A 21986-nucleotide genomic window follows, 5' to 3' on the forward strand; every position below is an offset into this window, starting at 1 on the left:
GCGCGGCCTCGGCGGCCGCCTCGCTCGACAGCGTGAGATCGACGGGGGCCGTGCTACGGCATTCACCGGCTCGCGGGTATTCCGCCGATCACGGTCACGATCAGCCCGCCCTTCATGCGCTCGGCCAGCCTGAGCCCCGCGACCAGAGCGGTGCCCGAGGCGTCGCCCACCGGATGCCCCGTCACCTCGGCGATCGTGCGCGCCGCCGCCCTGCTCTCCTCGTCGGGCACCGGGATCACCCTGTCGACCAGCTCGCCCCTGAAGCCCGGCTCGACCCGCGGCCTGCCGATCCCCTCGATCCGCGACGGCATCCCCGTCGCGTAGTCGGCGGCGTCGAGGGTCCAGCCGGGGAAGTACGCGGAGTTCTCGGGGTCGGCCACGGCCACCCTGGTGCGCCTGCCGAGCGTGGCCGAGGTGGCGCCGGTGTTCGCGCCGACCACCACCCAGTCGGGCTCGACCTGCGCCAGCAGTTCGTCGGCGAGATCGTGCTCGGCCGCGCGGCCGAACTGGTCGAGGAAGTGCCCCTCGATCTCGCGCGCCGCCTCGTAGATCGCCAGCGGCGGCGTGACGAACCTGCACTCCCCGCCCAGCTCCTCCACCCTGCGCGCCCGCTCCTCACTGCGCTGTCCCGGCATCACCACGACGTACGGCAGGCCGAGCCGCCTGGCGAACCACGCCTGCGCCACCGCGGCGTTGCCTCCGGTCGCCTCGACCACGGTCGTCCCCTCGGTGACCAGCCCTTCGGCGATCGCCTGGCGGAACAGCGCCCTGGCGTGCCTGTGACGCATGGTGCCCGTGGGATGGGCTGACTCGTCCTTCATCAGCACCGTGACGGGCCCGCCCGCGGGGAACTCCACCAGCGGGGTCGGCTCCTCCTGCTCCTCCAGCAGGGCCAGCGCCCATGCCTTCCAGCTCATGACAGCACCTTCAGCCTGAGCGCCCCTGGAGCCGCCTCGGGAACGGCCGGCCGCACCGGCGCGACCGGCGAGAGCGTCACGTACGGCGAGCCGGGTGCGGGCCTGGGATCGGGCTCGCCCGCGTTCGGCCAGAACGACATCGCCCGCTCGGCCAGCGCGGTGATGGTGAGCGAGGGGTTGACGCCGAGGTTGGCCGAGACCGCCGAGCCGTCCACGACGTGCAGGCCGTCGTAGCCGTACATCCGGTGGTAGGGGTCGATGACGCCGCTGTCAGGGGAGTCGCCGATGGCGCAGCCGCCGAGGAAGTGCGCGGTGGCGGGGGTGTCGAACAGGTCGAGCCACGACCCGCCGGGCACTCCGCCGATCTCCTCGGCCGCGTGCCGTACGGCCTGGTGGCCCGCGGGGATCCAGGTCGGGTTCGTCCCGCCCTCGCTGCGCAGGCCGAACAGCGATCTCCTGGTGGTGATGGCGTCGCCGTTGGCCTGCATGACCAGGGCGATGAGCGTCCGCTCCGACCAGCGGCGCAGGTTCAGCAGGCGCAGCGCGGTTAGCGGGTCGCGGGCCACCTGGCGGGCGAAGCCGCGCAGGCGCGAGCCGTCGCCGTCGACCAGCAGCGTGCGCAGCAGGCCCATGGCGTTGGAGCCGTCGCCGTAGCGGACGGGCTCGATGTGGGTCCGCGCGTCGGGGTGGATCGAGGAGGTGATCGCGACGCCGTGGTTGAGCTTGTCCCCTTCGGCGGAGAGCCGCTCGAAGCCGAGCAGCGCCTCGGAGTTGGTGCGGGTCATCGCGCCCAGCCGCGGTGAGAGGCCGGGCAGGGTGGTCGCCTTCAGCCGGTGCAGCAGGCGCTGGGTGCCGTACGTGCCCGCCGCGAAGACCACCTGCCCGGCCCTGAACGTACGGCGCCGCCACGGCGCCCCCGTGCGGTGCGCCGTGACCAGGTAGCCGTCGCCGTCGGGCCTGACCGAGACGACCGTGCACTCGGGATAGACCTTCGCCCCCGCCCGCTCGGCGAGGTGGAGGTAGTTCTTCGTCAGCATGTTCTTGGCGTTGTGGCGGCAGCCCGTCATGCACTCGCCGCACTCGACGCAGCCGTCGCGCAGCGGGCCCGCTCCGCCGAAGTACGGGTCCTCGCCGCCCTTGCCGAAGTAGACGCCGACGGGCGCGGGCCTGAAGGTGCCGGCGACGCCCATGCGCGCGGCGACCTTCTTCATGACCTCGTCCGCCCGGGTCAACGTCGGGTTCACGACCACGCCGAGCATGCGCCTGGCCTGGTCGTAGTAGGGCGCGAGCTCGGCCTTCCAGTCGGTGATGCCCGCCCACTGCGGGTCGAGGAAGAACGGCTCGAGCGGCTCGTAGAGCGTGTTGGCGTAGACGAGCGAGCCGCCGCCCACGCCCGCTCCAGCCAGAACCATGACCCTGGTGCCCTTCGGGCCGCCCAGCACGTGGATGCGCTGGATGCCCTTGAGCCCGAGCCACGGCGCCCACAGGAAGTCGCGCGCCCGCCACGACGTCTTCGGCAGCGTCGACTCGTCGAACCTGCGGCCTGCCTCCAGGACGCCGACCCTGTACCCCTTCTCCGCCAGCCGCAGGGCGGAGACGCTGCCGCCGAAGCCCGAGCCGACGACCAGGACGTCGAAGCTCACTTGAGCCGCAGCTTCTTCATCGTCTTGAGCAGCCCCGCCAGCACGTCGGCGTACTTCTCGTACGGCATGCCCATCGGCGGGTCGAAGCCCAGCCATGACGCCTGGGTGGCGATGTTCTGCACCTCGGTGAACTTGAGCAGGCCCTCGACGCCGTGCCTGCGGCCGAGGCCCGAGGCCTTCATGCCGCCCATGGGCGCGTCGTAGGAGGCGTAGGCCGCGCCGTACCCCTCGTTGATGTTGACGGTGCCCGCCTTGACGCGCGCGGCGAGCGCCCGGCCCCGCGCCGGGTCTCCCGTCCACACCGAGGCGTTGAGCCCGTAGATGGTGTCGTTGGCCAGCGCGACGACCTCCTCCTCCGTGGTGTAGGGGTAGAGGCTGACCACGGGGCCGAAGGTCTCGTTGCGGCACAGCGCCATGTCGTCGGTGACGCCGGTCAGCACGGTCGGCTCGTAGAACAGCGGGCCGAGGTCGGGACGGGCCCTGCCGCCCGCCAGTACCTTCGCGCCCTTGTCCACCGCCTCGGTGACGTGCGCGACCACGCCGTCGAGTTGGCGCTTCGAGGTCAGCGAGCCCATCTGGACCGACCAGTCGCGCCCGGCGCCGAGCTTCATCGCCTCGACCTGGCGAACCAGGCGGTCGGCGAAGGCGTCGAAGATCGACTCGTGCACGTAGAGCCGTTCGATGGAGATGCACAGCTGGCCCGCGTTGGTGAAGCAGGCGCGGATGGCGCCCTGGGCGGCCACGTCGAGGTCGGCGTCGTCCAGCACGATCATCGGGTTCTTGCCGCCGAGCTCGAGCGAGCAGCCGATGAGCCGCTTGGCCGCCTCCTCCGCGATCTTGCGTCCGGCCTTGGTGGAGCCGGTGAAGGCGACGTAGTCGGCGCCGTCCATGAGGGCGTCGCTGATGTCGGCGGGCTCGCCGAGCACGACCTGCCAGATCTCGCGCGGCATCCCGAGCTCGACCAGCAGGTCGATGGTCCACAGCGTGGACTGGGAGGTCTGGGTGTCGGGCTTGTGGACGACCGCGTTGCCCGCCAGCAGCGCGGGGACGACGTCGCTCACGCCCAGCGAGAGCGGGTAGTTCCACGGCGAGATCAGCGCGACCACGCCCTTGGGGTGGCGCAGCTCGACCACCCTCGTGGCCACGGGGAAGATGCCCTTGCGCGCCTTGGGCGCCAGCAGCCCGGCGGCGCGGCGGGCGTAGTAGAGCGCGCAGCCCGCGACGTCGAGCACCTCCTCGAAGGCGTGCCTGCGGGCCTTGCCCGTCTCGTGCTGGACGATGTCGAGGATCTCCGCGCGCCGGTCGAGGATCGCGTCGTGCAGGCGCAGGAACGGCCTGGCGCGCTCGGCGGCGGGCAGCGCGGCCCACGCCTCCTGCGCGGCGCGCGCCCGCTCGTGCGCCGCGCGCACGTCGTCGGCCGTGGAGACCGGCATCGCGGCCATGGGTTCGCCGGTGAAGGGATCGATGATCTCCTGGGTTCTCCCGCTGGAGACGACGTGGCTCAGGCTGTGCGGCATACCTCGAAGAATATTCGGTGGCTCAACCGTTATCGCGGCCCTGGAGAATTCGGTCATGGCGCCCTTCAATCCGCTCAGATCAGGAGACCCCGCACGGCTCGGCGGTTACTCGCTCGTGGGCAGGCTGGGCGAGGGCGGCCAGGGCGTCGTCTACCTCGCCACCGACCCGGCGGGCGCCCACGTGGCGATCAAGTGGCTGCGTCCAGGCGACGCCGTCAGCACCGAGCGGTTCCTTCGCGAGGTCGAGGTGGCCAGGCGGGTGGCCGCCTTCTGCACGGCGCAGGTCCTGGCGACGGGCTCCGAGCTCGACAGGCCCTACATCGTCAGCGAGTACATCGAGGGCCCCACCCTGCAGCGGGTCGTCCAGGAGCAGGGCCCGCGCTCCGGCCCCGCGCTGCACCGCCTGGCCATCGCGACCGCCACCGCTCTGGCCGCGATCCACCAGGCGGGGATCGTGCACCGCGACTTCAAGCCGGCCAACGTGATCATCGCGCCCGACGGCCCCCGAGTGATCGACTTCGGCATCGCCAGGGCGCTGAACGCCACGTCGACGATCACCTCCTCGCCCGTGGGCACGCCGTCGTTCATGGCTCCCGAGCAGTTGCTCGGGCATCAGGTGGGCCCTGCCGCCGACATGTTCACCTGGGCGTGCACGATCGCCTACGCGGCCTCGGGGCGTCCCCCTTTCGGCAGCGACACGATGCCCGCGGTGATCAACAGGGTGCTGAACGCGCCGCCCGACGTCTCGGAGCTCGACGAGCCGCTGCGCGAGGTGGTGCACGCGTGCCTGTCGAAGGATCCCTCGCTGCGTCCCACGGCCGAGCAGGCCATCATGCGGCTGCTGCGGCAGCAGCCCGGCCATCACGGAGCGCCGCAGGGGCCGTTCCATGCCCCGGAGTTCCGCTCCACGATCCACCCGCCGCCGCGGCGGAAGAGGACGGGGCTGGTGGTCGGGCTGTCCGCGGGGGCCGCCGCGCTGCTGGTCGTGGTGGCCGCCGTGGTGGTGCCGTGGGGGCGCCTGGTCGACCTCGCGGCGGACTCGCCGACGGTAAGGACCGGTGAGCGCACGCCCTCCCCCACGAAGAGCGCCCGGATCACGCCAAGCCCCACGGCCAGCCCGTCCAGGCAGCGGCTGCTCGGCACGCAGGCCACCGTCTACGAGCGACCTGGCGACCCGATCAGGCTCACCAGCTACGAGGTCTACGACAAGAAGGCCAAGGAGTGGGTGAACTACGCCAGGAAGGGGCTGACCGGAAGCTTCTCCCGCTACGAGGACAACTGGGAGACCCTGCTCTCCCCCGACGGGCGCCTGCTCGCCGAGCGCGGCAAGGACTACACCTCCGACAAGTACGACGCCATCTTCATCACCGACAGGCGGACCGGCAGGAAGACGACCGTCAAGACCGTGAAGGAGCCGCTGATCAGCAGCATCCGGGCGTGGTCGAACGACGGCTCCAAGATCCTGCTCAACATCGAGCGCTCCAAGGGCGACGAGTGGCTCTACCCTGGCTTCGCCATCGTCGACGTGGCCACGGGCAAGCTCGCCATGGCCGACGTCCCTGGCACCACGGAGAACTCCTTCGGCTGGGACGGCCGCGGCGAGGGCGTGGTCAACCAGTACGGCTCGGACCTCAGGTTCTTCGACGCCTCGGGCAGGAGGCTGCGCGACGTGCGCGACATCGGCGACCTGCCGGCCGGGACCCTGGACATCTTCTCCCCCTCGGGCGCGAGCTTCGCCACGGAGTGCCCCGACGGCGAGCTGTGCGTGTGGGACAGCCGCACGGGCGAGCGGCTGCGCATGATCTCCACCTCCTGCGACAAGCTCCTCGGCTGGTACGACGAGACCCACCTCTACTGCTGGGAGCTCGACAACGCCGCCAAGGACAGGATCGAGGTCATCGACTTCACGGGAAAGGAGATCCGCACGCTGGTCGACATCCCCGACGGCGTCGGATACAGCCCGACCTTCACGAGAACCCCGTGAACCGTTCGGAGCGGGCACGCGTGTAGGGAGCATGAAGACGTTGATCCGGACGGCACTGACCGCCGCGGCCCTCGCGACGGCGACCGCCGCCTGCTCCTCATCCGTCACCGCGCCACCGGCGGCCGCTCCGCTCGACCTGAGCGACGTGAAGCTGGTCTCCTACAACGGCTGCGACGACATGCTCTCCGGGTTGCGCGAGAACACCGCCAAGAGCGTCACGGAGTGGGGGCTCGGCGGCCCCCAGATCATGTACATGGAGCGCGCGGACACGGCGGGCAAGGCCGTCCCCGAGGCGACGCGGGACAACGCGGGCGCGGCCGAGCACTCGACGACGAACGTGCACGAGCAGGGCGTCGACGAGCCCGACCTGGTCAAGACCGACGGCAAGAGGGTCATCACGGTCAGCAACGGCAAGCTGCGCGTCATCGACGCCGCGACCAGGAAGGTCACGGGCACGCTCGAACTGGCCAAGGAGAAGTGGGTCGCGGGCGACCTCCTGGTGTCGGGCGACCGGGCGCTGGTGCTGTTCAACGGCGGCGGCATCCCCTTCGGCGCGGTCGCCAAGCGCGCCTTCGCGCCCCAGGGCGGCCCGCAGTACGCGCTCGTGGACCTCTCCGCCGAGCAGCCCAAGCTGCTCGGCACCATCGAGCCGAACGGCATGCACGTGGACGCCCGCCTGGTGGGCTCGACGGTACGGCTGGTCGTGCGCAGCCAGCCCGACATCGTCTTCCCCCAGGCCCGCGAGGACGTGTCGAGCGCCGAGCGGCTCAAGGTCAACCAGGACGTCGTCCGGCGAGCCCCCATCACCGCGTGGCTGCCGAAGTTCACGATCACCGGCGTGGCGGGCCCGTCCCGCGAGGAAACGGTGCCGTGCGAGCGGGTGAGTCACCCGGAGAACTACACGGGGACGTCGCTGCTGACCGTCCACTCGATCGACCTGACGCAGGACCTGGCGGCCTCGGCGGCCAACCCGATCAGCGTCGCGGCCGACGGCGACACCGTCTACGGCACCGGCACCAGCCTGTACGTGACCAGCAACCCCCGCTGGTGGTTCCCCGTCCCCGTCGACCCCCCGGTGATGGACACCCCCGTGGAGCCCGCGCCCTCGGCGACCGCCTCGGCCCCTCCCGCCTCCACCTCCGGCACCTCCTCGGGCTCCGGTCTGGCGCCCGCCGAGGAGCCGACCTCGTCCGACCCCTCGCCCGCCGTCCCGCCCACGGAGCCGGTGGCGCCCTCCAGCTCCCCCGTCATCCCGCCGGAGGAGACCGAGGTCCACCGCTTCGACATCAGCCGGCCCGGCGCGCCGAAGTACGTCGCCTCCGGCAAGGTGCCCGGCAGGCTGCTGAACCAGTACTCGATGTCGGAGCACGAGGGCAACCTGCGCATCGCCACCACCCTGGCCGACCAGAAGACCAGCTCGAGCGCCGTCTACGTGCTGCGCGCCGACACCCTGGCCAAGCTCGGCGAGGTCGGCGGGCTCGGCAAGGACGAGCGCATCTACTCCGTCCGCTTCATCGGCCCTGTCGGCTATGTCGTGACCTTCAGGCAGGTGGACCCCCTCTACACCCTCGACCTGCGCGACCCTGCCGCCCCCAAGGTCACGGGCGAGCTCAAGATCACCGGGTACTCGGCCTACCTCCACCCCGCCGGCGACGGCCGTCTCATCGGGCTCGGGCAGGAGGCCAGCGAGAAGGGCAGGACGCTCGGCACCCAGGTCTCGCTGTTCGACGTCAGCGACCCGGCCGCGCCCCGGAGGCTGTCGCAGCTGTTCCAGAAGGACTCGGGCTCCGAGGCCGAATGGGACCCGCACGCGTTCCTGTACTGGCCCAAGACCGGCGCCGCCGTCATCCCGGTGAGCAGCTACCGCGAGAACCAGACCGACTCGGGGGCGATGGTGCTGAAGATCTCCGACACCGAGGTCACCAAGGTCGGCACCATCACGCACCCGAAGATCAAGGAGGGCGACCACAGCTTCCAGCCCGGTATCCAGCGCTCGATGGTGATCGGCGACTCGCTGTGGACGCTCTCGCAGGCGGGCATCAAGGTCAACGACCTGAACACGCTGGACGAGCAGTCCTGGATCCCGCTCAGCTGATCATAACCAGAGGTTATGACAGCAGGTCTTGGACAGCATCGGGGCGCGCTTCCCATGATGCTGTCCATGACCTCTTCCCCCGCCGGGCTCGGCGCGATCGTCCTCGCCTCGCTACTCCTTCTCACCGGCTGCTCCAGCGCGCGGGAGAGCGCGGGAAGCGCGGCCACGCCGAGCGCCGCCGCCTCGCCGCAGGCCGTCCAGGGTGTCGGGCGGGAGGCCATGGCCTACGTCGACGCGGTCAACGGCGGCGACCTCGACGCGCTCGTGGCCTCCTTCGCCGAGGACGCGGAGATCGTGGACGTCTCGCGCAGCATCCGCGGCCGCGCGGCCATCAGGGAGTGGGCCTCGAACGAGGTCATCGGCGGCAGGCTCACCGTGCTGTCGATCGCACAGCAGCGCCAGGACGGTCAGAGGCTACTGGTGCGGTGGGCGCCGGGCGGTTCGGACGGCTGGCGCGCCCACTACGACTTCACCTGGGCGAACGGCAGGATCGTCAAGGCGGACCTGCAGTACGCGTGACCCTCAGGTCGGCAGCGCGACGGGCACGATCTCGGGGGCGCCCAGGCGGATCGCGTCGGCCTCGTGATCGGTGTCCTGCTCCTGGGACAGCCGCTCGGCCTCCACCCGCTTGGTGAAGTACTCGACCTCCCTCTTCACCTGGTCGCCGTCCCACTCCAGCGGCCCTGCCAGCAGTTCGGCGGCCTCCTGCGCCACGGCGAGCCCGCGGTGGAAGGTTTCGATGGAGATGTGCGTGCGCCTGGTCAGCACGTCGTTGAGGTGGCGCGCCCCCTCGTGGCTGGCGGCGTAGACGATCTCCGCGCGGAGGTAGTCGTCGGCCCCGTTGAGCGGGCGGGCCAGCGAGCGGTCGTGCTCGACCAGCTCGAGCACCTCCTCGATGAGCGAGCCGTAGCGCTGGAGCAGGTGCTCGATGCGGGCCACGTGCAGCCCCGAGTTGTGCGCGAGCCGGTGACGGGCGTTCCACAGCGCCTGGTAGCCCTCGGCCCCCGCCAGCGGGATCCTGTCGGTGCAGGAGCGGGGCACGCGCTGGTCCAGCCCGTGCGCCACGGCGTCGACGGCGTCCCTGGCCATCACCCTGTAGGTCGTGTACTTGCCACCGGCGATCATCACCAGGCCCGGCACGGGGTGGGCCACCACGTGCTCGCGCGACAGCTTGGAGGTCTCCTCGGACTCTCCTGACAGCAGGGGACGCAGGCCCGCGTAGACGCCCTCGACGTCGTCCCTGGTCAGCGGCACCGAGAGCACCGCGTTCACGTGGTCGAGCAGGTAGTCGATGTCTACCTTGGAGGCGGCGGGATGGGCCTTGTCGAGGGTCCACTCGGTGTCGGTGGTGCCGATGATCCAGTGCCTGCCCCACGGGATGACGAACAGCACGGACTTCTCCGTGCGCAGGATGATGCCGGTGAGCGAGTGGATGCGGTCGCGCGGCACCACCAGATGGATGCCCTTGGAGGCGCGGACGTGGATCTGCCCCCGCCCGCCGACCAGCTCCTGGATGTCGTCGGTCCACACCCCCGTGGCGTTGACGACCTGCCTGGCCCTGATCTCGACCTCGGTGGAGTTCTCCAGGTCGCGCACGCGCACCCCGGTGACCCGCTCGCCCTCGCGCAGGAAGCCGACCACCTGGGCGCGCGGCGCCACGAAGGCGCCGTAGGCCGCCGCGGTGCGGAGCATGGTCATCACGTAGCGGGCGTCGTCGACCTGCGCGTCCCAGTACTGCACGGCGCCGGTGAAGGCGGTGCGCTTCAGCGCGGGGGCCAGGCGCAGCGCCCTGCTCCTCGACAGGTGGCGGTGCCCCGGCACCCCTCTGGACATCCCCGAGGCGAAGGCGAGCGTGTCGTAGAGCGCCACCCCTGCCCCGACATAGGGACGCTCCCAGCCGAAGTGCGTCATCGGGAAGAGGAACGGCACCGGCCGTACGAGGTGGGGAGCGATCCGCTGCAGCAGCAGCGCGCGCTCCTGCAACGCCTCCCTGACGAGTTCGAAGTTGAGCTGTTCCAGGTAGCGCAGGCCGCCGTGGATCAGCTTGGACGAGCGAGAGGAGGTGCCCGAGGCGAAGTCGCGCGCCTCGACCAGCCCGACGGACAGGCCGCGGGTGACCGCGTCGAGCGCGACTCCCGCGCCGACCACGCCGCCGCCCACGACGACCACGTCCAGCTCTCGTTCCGCCATCGCGGCCAGCGCGGCCGATCTCTCGGCGGGGCCGAGCCGGGCGGATCCGATGTTCGCCGTCATGACTTCGAACGTACCCGCTTTCGGACGGCACGCCTCACGCGCGGATCACCTTCACGCCCGCCTCGCTGAGCCGGCCGACGTGCTCGTCCGGGAGCCGTTCGTCGGTCACGAGGGTGTCGATCCTGTCGATCGGGCAGATCCTGGCGAAGGCGCGCCTGCCGACCTTGGAGGAGTCGGCCACGACGACGACCTGGGCGGCCCCTGCTGATGAGCAGGTTGTTGACCGAGGCCTCACCCTCGTGGTGCGCGGAGGCGCCGAGCTCGACATCGATCGCGTCGACGCCGAGGAAGGCCACGTCGAGCGTCACCTGCTCGAGCACGCCTCCGGCCAGCGGCCCGATGAGCTCGTAGGACTGCGGCCTGGCCACCCCGCCGGTCACGACGATCTTCACGTGCTGGCGGACGGTGAGCTCGGAGGCGATGTTGAGCGCGTTGGTGACGATCGTGAACCCGGCCTCCAGCGTGGAGCGGGTGGCGAGGGAGCGCGCGAGCTCGGAGGTGGTGGTGCCGCCGTTCATGCCGATCACGGCGCCGGGAGAGACCAGCTCGGCCGCCGCGGCGGCGATGCGGTGCTTCTCGTCGGCGTGCCTCGCTGTCTTGTAGCGCAGCGGCAGGTCGTAGCTGACACTCTGCGCGACCGCGCCCCCGCGCGTGCGCATGAGCATCTGCTGCTGGGCCAGTTGATCGAAGTCGCGGCGGATCGTGGCCGTGGAGACGTCGAGCGCTTCGGCAGCGTCCTCGACCGAGAGCCGTCCCTCCTGCGCGAGCAGTTCGAGAATCGAGTTCCATCGGTCATAACGGCTCATGAAGGCAAGCGTGGCACAACCGAGGACCGCACGACCAGCACTGCACAGTCGTGCTCTGTTCTGATATAAAAAGAGCAGAAACAAACACAATCGGGAGGAATGCCTTGACCACCCACACGGAGGCCGAGATCGCGTCCCAGCCCAGCTGCTGGCAGCGCGCCGTCGAGAACATCCCGGCCGACGCCCTGCCCCAGCCGGGCGAGCGGGTCGCCGTCGTCGGCTGTGGCACCTCCTGGTTCATCGCGATGGCCTACGCCACGCTGCGCGAGCAGGCGGGGCTGGGCGAGACCGACGCCTTCGCCGCGTCGGAGGCGCCGCTGGGCCGTTCCTACGACAGGGTGCTCGCGCTGACGCGCTCGGGCACGACCACCGAGGTCCTCGACCTGCTCGGCAGGGTCGACGCCAGGACCACGGCCATCACCGCGGACCCGAACACCCCCGTCATGACGCTGGCCGACCAGGTCATCGTGCTCGACTACGCCGACGAGCGGTCGGTCGTGCAGACCCGCTTCGCCACCACCCAGCTCGCGCTGCTGCGCGCCAGCCTCGGCGAGGACCTCACCAGGGCCATCGCCGACGCCTCCGAGGCCGTCGCCGCGCCGCTGGCCGCCGAGCTGGTCGAGGCCGAGCAGTTCAGCTTCCTCGGCGCCGGCTGGTCCGTCGGCCTGGCCCAGGAGGCCGCGCTGAAGATGCGCGAAGCCTCCAGGTCGTGGACCGAGGCCTATCCCGCGATGGAGTACCGCCACGGCCCGATCAGCATCGCGGGCCCCGGCCGCGTCACCTGGATGCTCGGCACCGCGCCCGAGGGCCTGCGCCAGCAGGTCGAGGCCACCGGCGGCACGTTCTTCGAGACCTCGCTCGACCCGATGGCCGAGCTGATCCGCGCCCAGCGGGTGGCCGTCGCGCGCGCCTTCGCCCGCGGACTCGACCCCGACGAGCCGATGCACCTCACGCGATCTGTGATTCTTTCTTCATGAGCCTTACTCTCGCCGACGCCCGTATCGCGACCCCTGAGGGAGTCCACGACGGGTGGCTGACCATCGAAGACGGCCGCATCACGCATGTGGGCCACGGACCCGCCCCCCGAACGGGCCACAGCCTGGCGGGACGACTCGTCGTCCCCGGCTTCGTCGACATCCACAACCATGGCGGCGCGGGCGGGTCCTTTCCGACTGGCGAGCAGGACAAGGCGCGTGACGCTGTCGCGCTCCACGAGAGACACGGCACCACCACGATGGTCGCCAGCCTGGTGACGGGGGCGGTCGAGGACATCGCCTCGGCCACCTCCTCCCTCGCCGACCTGTGCGACGACGGGATCCTCGCGGGCATCCACTTCGAGGGCCCCTACATCTCCAAGGCGCGCTGCGGCGCCCACGACCCCACGCTGCTGCGCCGTCCCGACCCCGGGGAGTTCGGCGAGCTGGTCAAGGCGGGGCGCGGACACGTGCGCATGCTGACCATCGCCGCCGAGCTGCCGGGCGCGCTCGACACCATCCGTACGGCGGCGGCCGAAGGCGTCATCGCCGCGCTCGGTCACAGCGACGCCACCTACGAGCAGACGATCGCCGGCATCGACGCGGGCGCGCGGGTGGCCACCCACCTCTACAACGCGCTGCCCCCGCTCGGCCACCGCACGCCCGGCCCCATCGCGGCGCTGCTCGAGGACGAGCGCGTCACCATCGAGCTGATCAACGACGGCGTGCACGTCCACCCCGCCATGCTCCGCCTGGCCTACACCGTGGCAGGCCCCGAGCGCACGGTGCTGATCACCGACGCGATGGCGGCCACCGGCATGGGCGACGGCACGTACGTGCTCGGCTCGATGGAGGTGAGCGTCAAGAACGGCGTCGCCCGCCTGGTCGAGGGCGGCTCGATCGCCGGTAGCACGCTCACCATGGACGTCGCCTTCCGCCGCGCCGTCCAGAAGGTCGGCCTCTCGCTGGCCGAGGCGGTCGAGGTCTCCTCGCTCACGCCCGCCCGCGTGCTCGGGCTCGACGACACGATCGGCTCGATCGCCGTGGGCAAGGCGGCCGACCTGGTCGTCATGAACGACTCTCTCGAGGTCGCCGGCGTCATGCGGCGCGGCGCCTGGATCACGGAGCCCTGATGATCCTCACCGTCACGCTGAACGCCGCCCTCGACGTCACCTACCAGGTGCCCGACGCCGACTGGGACGGGGTGAACCGCGTCTCAGCGGTGCACAGGCGTGCCGGTGGCAAGGGCGTCAACGTCGCGCGGGTGCTCGCCGCCCTCGGCCGCGAGGTCGTGGTGGCGGGCCTCGCGGGCGGTCCCACGGGCCAGGCCATCAGGGCCGACCTCGACGCGGCGGGCCTGCCGTCCGCGCTCACCCCCATCGGCGGCGACTCCCGCACCACGCTGGTGGTCCACTCGGGCACCACGGCCCTGTTCAACGAGCCTGGCCCCGAGGTCACCCCCGCCGAGCTCGACCGCTTCCTGGCCGACTTCCTCGAGCTGGCGAAGCGCGCCGAGGTCGTCGTGGTCTCCGGCAGCCTGCCGAGAGGCGTCCCCTCCGACTTCTACGCCACCCTCGCCGACCTGTCCGAGGTCCCCACGATCGTCGACGCCGACGGCGAGCCGCTGCGTCACGCGCCGAAGGGCCGCCCCACGATCGTCAAGCCCAACAAGGACGAGCTGGCTCGCGCCTTCCCCGAGGGCGGCGCGCAGGCGCTCATCGCCCGGGGCGCGGGCTCGGTCGTGGTCTCCATGGGCGAGGACGGCCTGCACGCCATCACCCCCGAGGGGACGTTCAGGGCGCGCATGCCGTACAGGGTCGAGGGCAACCCGACCGGCGCGGGCGACGCGCTGGTGGCGGGGCTCGCGCTGGGCCTGGCCGACGGCTCGCCCTGGCCCGAACGGCTGCGCAGGGCCGCGGCGCTGGGCGCCGCCGCCGTCGCCGCGCCGGTGGCGGGCGAGTTCGACCGCGACGTGTTCGACGCCATCCACCCGCAGATCGTCATCGCTTAAGGAGCACCATGCCTCTCGTCGGCATCGCCGAGATCGTCCACCACGCGAAGGCAGGAGTCGGCGCGTTCAACGTGATCCAGCTGGAGCACGCCACCGCCATCGTCGCGGGCGCCGAGGCGGCCGGGGCGCCCGTGGTGCTCCAGATCAGCGAGAACGCCGTCCGCTACCACGGCGCCCTCGAGCCCGTCGCGCTGGCCTCGCTCGCCGTGGCCAGGCGCGCGGCCGTGCCCGTGGCCGTCCACCTCGACCACGCCACCGACAGGGCGCTGGTCGAGGAGGCCGTCTCGCTGGGCCTCGGCTCGGTGATGTTCGACGCCTCCGCGCTGCCCGACGAGGAGAACGTCGCGGCCACGGCCGAGGTCGTCGCCCACTGCCACGCGCACGGGGTCTGGGTGGAGGCCGAGCTGGGCGAGGTCGGCGGCAAGGACGGCGTGCACGCCCCGGGGGCCCGCACCAAGCCGCACGAGGCCGTCGACTACGTCGCCCGCACCGGCGTGGACGCCCTGGCGGTCGCCGTCGGCACCTCGCACGCGATGACCACCAAGGACGCCGTGCTCGACCTCGCGCTGATCGCGGAGCTGGCCGCCGCGGTGCCGGTGCCGCTGGTGCTGCACGGCTCCTCGGGCGTCTCCGACGACAACCTGCGCGACGCCGTACGGCACGGCATGAAGAAGATCAACATCGCCACGCACCTCAATAAGGCGTTCACCGGAGCGGTCCGCGAGTACCTGGCCGGCGACCCCAAGGTGGTCGACTCCCGCAAGTACCTCAAGGCCGGGCGCGACGCCGTGACCCGCGAGGTCACCCACCTGCTCGGCGTGCTGGGCTGAACCCGCAGGCGGCGGCGTACGTGTGAAGGGGCATGCGCCTGCTCGCCTTCCTGGCCGTCCTCGCCGCGTTCCTCCTGGTCCCCGCGCGTGCGGCCTGCGCCTGCAGCTGCGCGCCCTTCGAGCCCCGCACGGCGGTGGGCGACGCTACCTCGGTGTTCACGGGGACGGTCACCGGCCTGCGGCAGCTCCCCGGCTCGCCGCTCGGGCCGACGCCGCCCTTCGTGGTGACGTTCTCGGTGGACCAGGTCTACAGGGGCGAGCGGCAGGCCACGGTCGAGGTGGCGACCAACGCCGACTCGGCCTCCTGCGGCTACCGGTTCACGCGGGGGGCGCGCTACCTCGTGTTCGCCTCCGACGGGCCGATGGGCAGCGGGCTGTTCTCGACGGATCCGGGCACCGGGCTGTACTCCTCGCTCTGCTCGGGGAACGTGGCGCTCAGGCCGGGGAGCGGCCCCCTGCGCAGGGGCGACGAGGCCGCGTCGCCGGAGGGCTCGGGGCGGTCCCTCACGAAGGAGCTGCTCACCGTCCTCGGCCGCCCGGCGCCCGCTGGGTCACCCAGCGAGCCCCCCGCATCGTCTCCCACGGCGTCTCCCACGGCGTCTCCGGCCGCGTCTCCCGCGATGGCTCCGGCCGCGTCTCCGGCCGCGTCTCCGGCGGTGTCTCCGGCGGCGGCGGAGACCGGGCGGGAGGGCGGCCAGGTCTGGGGGCCGGTCATGGGCGGCGCGGCCCTGCTGGCGGGGGCCGCGGCGGTGTCGTGGCTCTCGGCGAGACTGACGGCGAGGCGTAGGCGCACCCGCTGACCTGCGCCCTGTCAGGAGTCCAGCGCTCGCAGCACCCGCTCGACCTGCCGTCCGAACGTGCCCGGCGGGTTGCGCGGGCCCTCGCCCGACAGCAGGAACAGCCACATCAACGCCTGCAGCCTGCGGCACTCGCGCACCCGTGCCGCCTCCTCGCGGTCGAGCTCGACGCAGGCCAGGACGTCCACCTCGCCGTCGACCCACGCCGACACGTGCTCGGCCAGCTCCGCCAGCTCGAAGGCCCTGTCGCTCCTGCCTGAGTCCTCGAAGTCCACGATCCGCACGCGCGTGCCGTCCCAGAGGAAGTTGGCCAGGTTGCCGTCTCCCGCGCCGAAGGCGGGTCGCGCGCCCGCGGGGCCTGGCCGCCAGCCGTCCAGCCAGCGGGCGCCCTCGCTGACCGCCAGATCGGCCCGCGAGCCCCTGGGCCGCCACCGGGCGCACCACTCACGCACCCGCGCGGCCAGCTGAACCACCTGCCATGGCCGCTCGGGCACGCCGTCGAGGACCCTGGCGGGCACCGCCTCGTGCATCGCCCCGACGGCCTCTGCCAGACCCTTCAGGTGCGCCTGTCCGAGCGTCAGGCCCCGCAACGGCGTCCCTTCCAGCCTCGACATCACCACCACGCCGGGCTCCAGGGCGATCGGCTCGGGCGCGAGGCCCGGCGCGTGTTCGGCCAGCAGGGTCAGCGCCAGCCACTCTCGCTCCGCCGCGCCCTGCGCCCCGTCGGTGAACCGCTTGGTGACCACCTCGCCCACCACCGAGACCGCATGCGTGTTCCGAAGATCCATGGCGGGGGATTCTAGGTGCCACGGCGCGAACGGCATGGAGGAGGCCGTCCTGGGACGACGGCGCATCCTCCCCTCAGACGACGAGACCCGCACCGCGTACGGCGGTGCGGGTCTCGCTGGGTTCGGGCGGGTCAGCGCTGGACGGGCGCCACGACCACCTCGACGCGCTGGAACTCCTTGATGTCGGAGTAGCCCGTGGAGGCCATGGTCCGCTTGAGCGCGCCCATGAGGTTCATCGAGCCGTCGGCCACGCTGGAGGGCCCGTGCAGGATCTGCTCCAGGGTGCCGACCGTGCCGAACTCCACGCGGCGCCCGCGCGGCAGGTCGGGGTGGTGCGCCTCCGAACCCCAGTGGAAGCCGTGGCCGGGGGCCTCGGAGGCCCTGGCCAGCGGCGAGCCCACCATCACCGCGTCGGCGCCGCAGGCGATGGCCTTGGCGATGTCGCCCGAGGTGCCCATGCCGCCGTCGGCGATCACGTGGACGTAGCGGCCGCCCGACTCGTCGAGGTAGTCGCGGCGCGCCGCCGCCACGTCGGAGATCGCCGTGGCCATCGGCACGGCGACGCCGAGCACGTTGCGCGTGGTGTGCGAGGCCCCGCCGCCGAAGCCGACCAGCACGCCCGCCGCGCCCGTGCGCATCAGGTGCAGCGCGGCCGTGTAGGTGGCGCACCCGCCGACGATCACCGGCACGTCGAGCTCGTAGATGAACTGCTTGAGGTTGAGCGGCTCGGCCTTGCTCGACACGTGCTCGGCCGAGACCGTCGTGCCGCGGATGACGAAGATGTCGACGCCCGCGTCGATGACCGTCTTGTGGAACTGCACGGTGCGCTGGGGCGACAGCCGGACCGCGGTGGTCACGCCCGCGTCGCGGATCTCCTGGATCCTGCGCCCGATCAGCTCCTCCTTGATCGGAGCCGTGTAGATCTCCTGGAGCCTGCGCGTGGCCGCCTCGATGTCGAGGGAGGCGCACTCCTCAAGCAGCGGGCTGGGGTCCTCGTAGCGCGTCCAGAGGCCCTCCAGGTCGAGCGGCGCGAGACCGCCGAGCCTGCCGATCGCGATCGCCGTGGCGGGCGAGACCACGCTGTCCATGGGCGCGACCACGACGGGCAGCTCGAACCGGTAGGCGTCGATCTGCCAGGCGATCGAGACCTCCTCCGGGTCGCGGGTGCGCCTCGACGGCACCAGGCCGATCTCGTCGAGCGCGTAGGCACGGCGGCCGGTCTTGCCGCGGCCGATCTCCACCTGAGTCATCAAAAAAATTACCTTCTGTGATAGTTCGGAGCTTCGACCGTCATCTGGATGTCGTGCGGGTGGCTTTCCTTGAGGCCGGCCGACGTGATCGGCATGAGCTGGCTGCGCTCGTGCATTTCGGGGATCGTGCGGCATCCGGCGTACCACATGCCCTGGTGGAGGCCGCCGACGAGCTGGTAGGTGACGGCGGAGACGGGGCCGCGGTAGGGGACCTGTCCCTCGATGCCCTCGGGGATGTACTTGTCCTCGGAGCTGACCTCGTCCTGACCGTAGCGGTCCTTGCTGAAGGAGGTTCCGCCGCGCTCGCGGTTGCGGACCGCGCCGAGCGAGCCCATGCCCCTGTAGGACTTGAACTGCTTGCCGTTGATGAAGATCAGGTCGCCGGGCGACTCCTCGCAGCCGGCCAGCAGCGAGCCGAGCATGACCGTGTCGGCCCCCGCCGCGATCGCCTTGACGATGTCGCCCGAGTACTGCAGGCCGCCGTCGCCGATCAGCGGGACGCCGGCGGGGCCGCAGGCCAGCGCCGCCTGGTGGATGGCGGTGATCTGCGGAGCGCCCACACCCGCGACCACGCGGGTGGTGCAGATGGAGCCGGGGCCGACCCCGACCTTGACGGCGTCGGCGCCCGCGTCGATCAGCAGCTGCGCGCCCGCGCGGGTGGCGACGTTGCCGCCGATCACGTCGATGCCGTGGCTGTTGGCCTTGACCTTGGCGATCATGTCCCCGACGCCCTTGGAGTCGCCGTGGGCGGTGTCGACGATGATGACGTCGATCCCCGCGTCGAGCAGGGCCTGCGCGCGCTGCTCCGCGTCGCCCGCGACACCGATCGCCGCGCCGACCACGAGGCGGCCGTCGGCGTCCTTGGTGGAGAGCGGGTACTGCTCGCTCTTGGTGAAGTCCTTGATGGTGATGAGGCCGCGCAGCCTGCCCTGACCGTCGACGAGCGGCAGCTTCTCGATCTTGTTGGTCTTGAGCAGCGAGAACGCCTCGTCGCGCGAGACCCCGACCGGCGCGGTGACCAGCGGCATCGCGGTCATGACCTCGCGCACCGTGCGGCTCTGGTCGCTCTCGTAGCGCATGTCGCGGTTGGTGACGATGCCGACGAGCACACCGGCGTCGTCGGTGACGGGGGCTCCGGAGATGCGGTAGGTGGCGCACAGCCGCTCGACGTCGGCGAGGGTGTCGTCGGGCGAGCAGGTCACCGGGTTGGTGACCATCCCCGCCTCGGAGCGCTTGACCAGGTCGGCCTGCTGGGCCTGCTCCTCGATGGACAGGTTGCGGTGCAGGATCCCGATGCCGCCCTGACGGGCCATCGCCACCGCCATGCGGGCCTCGGTCACGGTGTCCATCGCGGCGGAGACCAGCGGGATGGACAGGCTGATGCCACGCGAGAGCCTGGTGGTGGTGTTCGCGTCTCCCGGCGCCATGTCCGAATATGCGGGAACGAGCAACACGTCGTCGAACGTGAGCCCCGTTTCAGTGAATTTGGACATGCCGTGACCCCTCCAGCCGCCATCCCTGCTTGTACGCAGCAAGTTTAGTGGGTGCGGCCAAAAGGATCTGGGCGGGTCTGGAGGACGATGACCCCCACGGTCCGTCGTCCTCCAAGCATCGAAGTGCCGAGGAACCGGGACGGTCGGTGATCCGTCCCGGTTCCCCGGCCACCGGCAGCCTCAGGCGAGGCGCTGGGTGCCACCGAACCCCCCTCCGCGTCCAAGTGGCGGCGCTGCTCGCTGTCAGGGTGCCGACGCTGGGTTAATGCTGCGTGACGCCGTGGCACACCGCAATGTGCAAACGTGCAATTGCACGAAGTTGCACCTGTCGTGGAGGAGTCGTCGCAAGGTCGGGACAGGGCCCTGTCTCCGGGTTATCCTCGCGGCACGCCCGTGTCCCCTCTACGGAGCACAGCACATGCGCAATGACTCCAGCACCATGCCCGACCCGCTCGAGACCCTAGGGCTCGATCCGGCACAAACCGCGCTGTACACGGCGGTGCTGAGACTGCACAGGGCCACCTTGAGCGAGCTCGCCGCAGCCATGGACGGCCCCGTCGAGACCGTGGGGAGGCAACTGAACGATCTCGTGCGGCTGGGCGTCATCGACGAGCAGTCCGGTCACTACCTCGCCCGCCACCCCGCCGCCGCGCTCGGCAGGCTGATCGCCGAGCGCCTCGACCTGCTGGCCGAGGAGAGCCGCCGCATCGACTCCGCGCTCGGCTCCATCCGCCACCTGATCCGCGACTACGACGCCGGGCGCGACTACCAGAGCGGCCCCTTCACCGTCGAGCAGGTCAGCGGCGCCGACATCCTCTACGAGAGCGTCGTCGGCATCGCCGTCCAGTCCCCCACGCCCATGGAGCTCCTCACCGCCATCCCCGACGAGCGAACGATGATCGATTTCGCGAGGAAGTTCGCCGACCCGTGGGTCGACGCGCAGCGGCGCGGCCTGCTGAGGCTGCGCGCGATCATCCCCGTGGCGACGCTTCCGCTGCCCGGCGTACGCGACCAGCTCGGCCGCCTGATCGAGACCGGCGGGCAGGTGCGCACCCTCGACAGGGTGCCGAGCTGGTTCATGACCGCCGGCGCGGGCGTGGCCGGCCTGCCCGCCACCTGGGGAGGCAACCTGCCCGACCATGCCTACAACTTCTACGTCGTACGGGCGCCGATCGTGGTCGGCGTGCTGCGCTCGCTGTTCGAGGAGCTGTGGGCGAGGGCGATGCCGCTGCCGTGGGGCCGCAAGGCCGACGGCGTCGTGCAGGTGCTCAGGCTGGCCGCGCAGGGCATGTGCGACGACTCCATCGCGCGCCATCTCGGGGTGTCGGTGCGCACGGTCCGCGCCAGGTTCGCCGACGCCATGGCCGAACTCGGGGCCCAGTCGCGCTTCCACGCGGGCGTCGAGGCCGCGCGCAGAGGATGGCTCACGTAGAGCCGCCCATCAGTCATATGGTGGGAAGGTGCTGGAAGACGTGCCACCGGATCCGTTCGCGGACGACCCGAACGATCCAAGCTCGGCGTTGGGCGACCTCGACGACGCCGAGCCGCTGACCGCGGCCGAACGCGACGAGGCCATCACCGACCTCGCCGACGTCGAGGTCTTCCGCTCGCTGCTCGAGCCGCAGGGGGTGCTCGGCCTCGTCCTCGACTGTCCCGAATGCTCCGAGCAGCACTTCTTCGACTGGGAGCTGCTGCGCGGCAACCTCCGCCAGATGATCGAGAACGGCCAGCCGCAGGTGCACGAGCCCGCCTTCCACCCCGACCCGTCCGACTACGTGAGCTGGGAGTACGCCAGGGGCTACGTCGACGGCGTCATCGACACCGAGGAACGGCACTGACCGACGTCCTCGACCAGCGCCGCCAGCAGCCTGGCAGCCTGATCCCACCCGGGCGGCGGCTCACCCCGCGACAACGCGTCGAGAAGCGCGTCGCTCTCCTCCTCGGTCAAGCGATCGACTCCAGCTCGGCCATCTGCCGCAACCGGGCCAGCGCCCTGTGCTGGGCGACCCGAACCGCTCCTGGTGACATGCCGAGTACATTACCGGTCTCCTCGGCAGACAGCCCTGACACCACCCGTAGCAGCAGCAACTCGCGCTGGTTGTCGGGCAGCCTGGACAGCAGCCTGCGGGCCTGCTCGACCTCGATGTAGCGGACCACCGTCTCCTCGGGCCCGGGACCCTCGTCGGGACCGTCGGGCAGGTCCTGGGTCGGGACGGCCGAGCGCACCCAACTGCGCAGTGCGTCGGCCACCTTGTGCGAGGCGATCCCGAAGACGAACGAGGCGAACGGACGCCCCATGTCGCGGTAGCGCGGCAGTGCGGACAGAACGGCGATGCACACTTCCTGCGCCACATCATCTGCAATGTGATATTGCCCTGAAACCCTTCCAAGGCGCGCCCGGCAATAGCGCACCACCATCGGGCGGAGCTCCCCGAGCAGAGATTCGATCGCACTGCGATCCCCCTGGACGGCGAGGCTCGTCAGTTCCCGAAGGTCGGACTCATCCGATCGTGCCGGAAGTCTCGACGCTAGCCTTACCCCAATTTTGGCGTCGGCGACGCTTCCCTCGCTCACGTTAGGCATGATGCCCGCACTCATCCTGCCTGTCGTCATAGCGAACGGCTACGG

The 21986-nt window shown here is 71.2% G+C and carries 19 protein-coding genes; 10 read left to right on the forward strand and 9 right to left on the reverse strand.

Features of this window, described 5'->3' with window-relative positions; genetic code table 11:
* Positions 1 to 62: 62 nt before the first annotated feature.
* From FHR33_RS21620 to FHR33_RS21630, 3 genes are read right to left on the reverse strand one after another with little or no spacing between them, the layout of a single operon-like run.
* Entirely contained in the window at positions 63 to 917 is an 855-nt protein-coding gene (locus tag FHR33_RS21620; RefSeq protein WP_183650707.1) for a PLP-dependent cysteine synthase family protein, read from the reverse strand.
* Positions 914 to 2560 (reverse strand): GMC oxidoreductase, encoded by a 1647-nt coding sequence (locus FHR33_RS21625; protein ID WP_312895651.1) that lies wholly within the window; start codon positions 2558 to 2560, stop codon positions 914 to 916. The genes FHR33_RS21620 and FHR33_RS21625 overlap by 4 nt, the downstream gene beginning before the upstream one ends.
* Positions 2557 to 4077: a succinic semialdehyde dehydrogenase gene (locus tag FHR33_RS21630; RefSeq protein WP_246452032.1), complete on the reverse strand. Its 1521-nt coding sequence runs from the start codon at positions 4075 to 4077 to the stop codon at positions 2557 to 2559. The genes FHR33_RS21625 and FHR33_RS21630 overlap by 4 nt, the downstream gene beginning before the upstream one ends.
* 55 nt (positions 4078 to 4132) lie before the next feature.
* On the opposite strand from FHR33_RS21630, the gene FHR33_RS21635 reads away from it, so the two are divergent.
* From FHR33_RS21635 to FHR33_RS21645, 3 genes are all read left to right on the forward strand, one after another.
* Positions 4133 to 6061 (forward strand): WD40 repeat domain-containing serine/threonine protein kinase, encoded by a 1929-nt coding sequence (locus FHR33_RS21635; RefSeq protein WP_183650716.1) that lies wholly within the window; start codon positions 4133 to 4135, stop codon positions 6059 to 6061.
* 31 nt (positions 6062 to 6092) lie between these two features.
* Entirely contained in the window at positions 6093 to 8156 is a 2064-nt protein-coding gene (locus FHR33_RS21640) for a beta-propeller domain-containing protein (RefSeq protein ID WP_183650719.1), read from the forward strand.
* A 66-nt stretch (positions 8157 to 8222) separates the two neighbouring features.
* Positions 8223 to 8675, forward strand: a complete 453-nt coding sequence (locus FHR33_RS21645) for a nuclear transport factor 2 family protein (protein ID WP_183650722.1) — start codon at positions 8223 to 8225, stop codon at positions 8673 to 8675.
* 3 nt (positions 8676 to 8678) lie between these two features.
* Here the strand turns inward: FHR33_RS21645 and FHR33_RS21650 are convergent, their stop codons facing one another.
* Both FHR33_RS21650 and FHR33_RS21655 read right to left on the reverse strand, forming a co-directional pair.
* Positions 8679 to 10409, reverse strand: coding sequence for a glycerol-3-phosphate dehydrogenase/oxidase (locus FHR33_RS21650; protein WP_183650724.1), 1731 nt, complete (start codon positions 10407 to 10409; stop codon positions 8679 to 8681).
* Positions 10406 to 11215, reverse strand: a complete 810-nt coding sequence (locus tag FHR33_RS21655) for a DeoR/GlpR family DNA-binding transcription regulator (protein WP_246452033.1) — start codon at positions 11213 to 11215, stop codon at positions 10406 to 10408. The genes FHR33_RS21650 and FHR33_RS21655 overlap by 4 nt, the downstream gene beginning before the upstream one ends.
* Before the next feature lie 104 nt (positions 11216 to 11319).
* Between FHR33_RS21655 and FHR33_RS21660 the strand changes: the two genes are divergently transcribed.
* Genes FHR33_RS21660 through FHR33_RS21680 form a run of 5 tightly spaced genes read left to right on the forward strand, consistent with a single transcriptional unit; the run spans position 11320 to position 15830 of the window.
* Positions 11320 to 12192 carry an SIS domain-containing protein gene (locus FHR33_RS21660; RefSeq protein ID WP_183650726.1) on the forward strand — a complete coding sequence of 291 codons (873 nt, stop codon included), beginning with the start codon at positions 11320 to 11322 and terminating at the stop codon, positions 12190 to 12192.
* A complete protein-coding gene (gene nagA, locus FHR33_RS21665; RefSeq protein ID WP_183650728.1) occupies positions 12189 to 13322 on the forward strand; it encodes an N-acetylglucosamine-6-phosphate deacetylase in 1134 nt (377 codons plus the stop codon). Before FHR33_RS21660 ends, nagA begins: the two co-directional genes overlap by 4 nt.
* Entirely contained in the window at positions 13322 to 14200 is an 879-nt protein-coding gene (locus FHR33_RS21670) for a 1-phosphofructokinase family hexose kinase (RefSeq protein WP_183650730.1), read from the forward strand. The genes nagA and FHR33_RS21670 overlap by 1 nt, the downstream gene beginning before the upstream one ends.
* Positions 14201 to 14208: 8 nt before the next feature.
* Positions 14209 to 15030, forward strand: coding sequence for a class II fructose-bisphosphate aldolase (locus FHR33_RS21675; protein WP_183650732.1), 822 nt, complete (start codon positions 14209 to 14211; stop codon positions 15028 to 15030).
* A 32-nt stretch (positions 15031 to 15062) separates the two neighbouring features.
* Positions 15063 to 15830, forward strand: coding sequence for a netrin-like domain-containing protein (locus FHR33_RS21680; RefSeq protein WP_183650735.1), 768 nt, complete (start codon positions 15063 to 15065; stop codon positions 15828 to 15830).
* 11 nt (positions 15831 to 15841) lie between these two features.
* On the opposite strand, the gene FHR33_RS21685 is transcribed toward FHR33_RS21680, so the two are convergent.
* The 3 genes from FHR33_RS21685 to guaB all read right to left on the reverse strand — a co-directional run bounded on the left by FHR33_RS21685 (position 15842) and on the right by guaB (position 19358).
* Positions 15842 to 16615: a phosphotransferase family protein gene (locus FHR33_RS21685; RefSeq protein WP_183650738.1), complete on the reverse strand. Its 774-nt coding sequence runs from the start codon at positions 16613 to 16615 to the stop codon at positions 15842 to 15844.
* A 131-nt stretch (positions 16616 to 16746) separates the two neighbouring features.
* Entirely contained in the window at positions 16747 to 17865 is a 1119-nt protein-coding gene (locus tag FHR33_RS21690) for a GuaB3 family IMP dehydrogenase-related protein (protein ID WP_183660218.1), read from the reverse strand.
* An 8-nt stretch (positions 17866 to 17873) separates the two neighbouring features.
* Positions 17874 to 19358 (reverse strand): IMP dehydrogenase, encoded by a 1485-nt coding sequence (gene guaB / locus FHR33_RS21695; protein ID WP_183650741.1) that lies wholly within the window; start codon positions 19356 to 19358, stop codon positions 17874 to 17876.
* A gap of 418 nt (positions 19359 to 19776) precedes the next feature.
* On the opposite strand from guaB, the gene FHR33_RS21700 reads away from it, so the two are divergent.
* Both FHR33_RS21700 and FHR33_RS21705 read left to right on the forward strand, forming a co-directional pair.
* Entirely contained in the window at positions 19777 to 20790 is a 1014-nt protein-coding gene (locus tag FHR33_RS21700; RefSeq protein WP_183650744.1) for a helix-turn-helix transcriptional regulator, read from the forward strand.
* A gap of 28 nt (positions 20791 to 20818) precedes the next feature.
* Positions 20819 to 21196, forward strand: a complete 378-nt coding sequence (locus FHR33_RS21705) for a DUF5319 domain-containing protein (protein ID WP_183650746.1) — start codon at positions 20819 to 20821, stop codon at positions 21194 to 21196.
* Positions 21197 to 21302: 106 nt separating this feature from the next.
* Here FHR33_RS21705 and FHR33_RS21710 read toward each other — a convergent pair whose 3' ends face one another.
* A complete protein-coding gene (locus FHR33_RS21710) occupies positions 21303 to 21941 on the reverse strand; it encodes a sigma-70 family RNA polymerase sigma factor (RefSeq protein ID WP_221241973.1) in 639 nt (212 codons plus the stop codon).
* Positions 21942 to 21986 lie beyond the last annotated feature (45 nt).

The sequence above is a fragment of the Nonomuraea dietziae genome, assembly GCF_014195505.1.
In the GTDB taxonomy this organism is placed as follows: domain Bacteria; phylum Actinomycetota; class Actinomycetes; order Streptosporangiales; family Streptosporangiaceae; genus Nonomuraea; species Nonomuraea roseola.

Coding starts and splice junctions, on each gene's coding strand:
- FHR33_RS21620 (WP_183650707.1), bottom strand. CDS start 917: ATGAGCTGGAAGGCATGGGCGCTGGCCCTGCTGGAGGAGCAGGAGGAG.
- FHR33_RS21630 (WP_246452032.1), bottom strand. CDS start 4,077: ATGCCGCACAGCCTGAGCCACGTCGTCTCCAGCGGGAGAACCCAGGAG.
- FHR33_RS21635 (WP_183650716.1), top strand. CDS start 4,133: ATGGCGCCCTTCAATCCGCTCAGATCAGGAGACCCCGCACGGCTCGGC.
- FHR33_RS21640 (WP_183650719.1), top strand. CDS start 6,093: ATGAAGACGTTGATCCGGACGGCACTGACCGCCGCGGCCCTCGCGACG.
- FHR33_RS21645 (WP_183650722.1), top strand. CDS start 8,223: ATGACCTCTTCCCCCGCCGGGCTCGGCGCGATCGTCCTCGCCTCGCTA.
- FHR33_RS21650 (WP_183650724.1), bottom strand. CDS start 10,409: ATGACGGCGAACATCGGATCCGCCCGGCTCGGCCCCGCCGAGAGATCG.
- FHR33_RS21655 (WP_246452033.1), bottom strand. CDS start 11,215: ATGAGCCGTTATGACCGATGGAACTCGATTCTCGAACTGCTCGCGCAG.
- nagA (WP_183650728.1), top strand. CDS start 12,189: ATGAGCCTTACTCTCGCCGACGCCCGTATCGCGACCCCTGAGGGAGTC.
- FHR33_RS21670 (WP_183650730.1), top strand. CDS start 13,322: ATGATCCTCACCGTCACGCTGAACGCCGCCCTCGACGTCACCTACCAG.
- FHR33_RS21675 (WP_183650732.1), top strand. CDS start 14,209: ATGCCTCTCGTCGGCATCGCCGAGATCGTCCACCACGCGAAGGCAGGA.
- FHR33_RS21680 (WP_183650735.1), top strand. CDS start 15,063: ATGCGCCTGCTCGCCTTCCTGGCCGTCCTCGCCGCGTTCCTCCTGGTC.
- FHR33_RS21685 (WP_183650738.1), bottom strand. CDS start 16,615: ATGGATCTTCGGAACACGCATGCGGTCTCGGTGGTGGGCGAGGTGGTC.
- FHR33_RS21690 (WP_183660218.1), bottom strand. CDS start 17,865: ATGACTCAGGTGGAGATCGGCCGCGGCAAGACCGGCCGCCGTGCCTAC.
- guaB (WP_183650741.1), bottom strand. CDS start 19,358: ATGTCCAAATTCACTGAAACGGGGCTCACGTTCGACGACGTGTTGCTC.
- FHR33_RS21700 (WP_183650744.1), top strand. CDS start 19,777: ATGCGCAATGACTCCAGCACCATGCCCGACCCGCTCGAGACCCTAGGG.
- FHR33_RS21710 (WP_221241973.1), bottom strand. CDS start 21,941: ATGCCTAACGTGAGCGAGGGAAGCGTCGCCGACGCCAAAATTGGGGTA.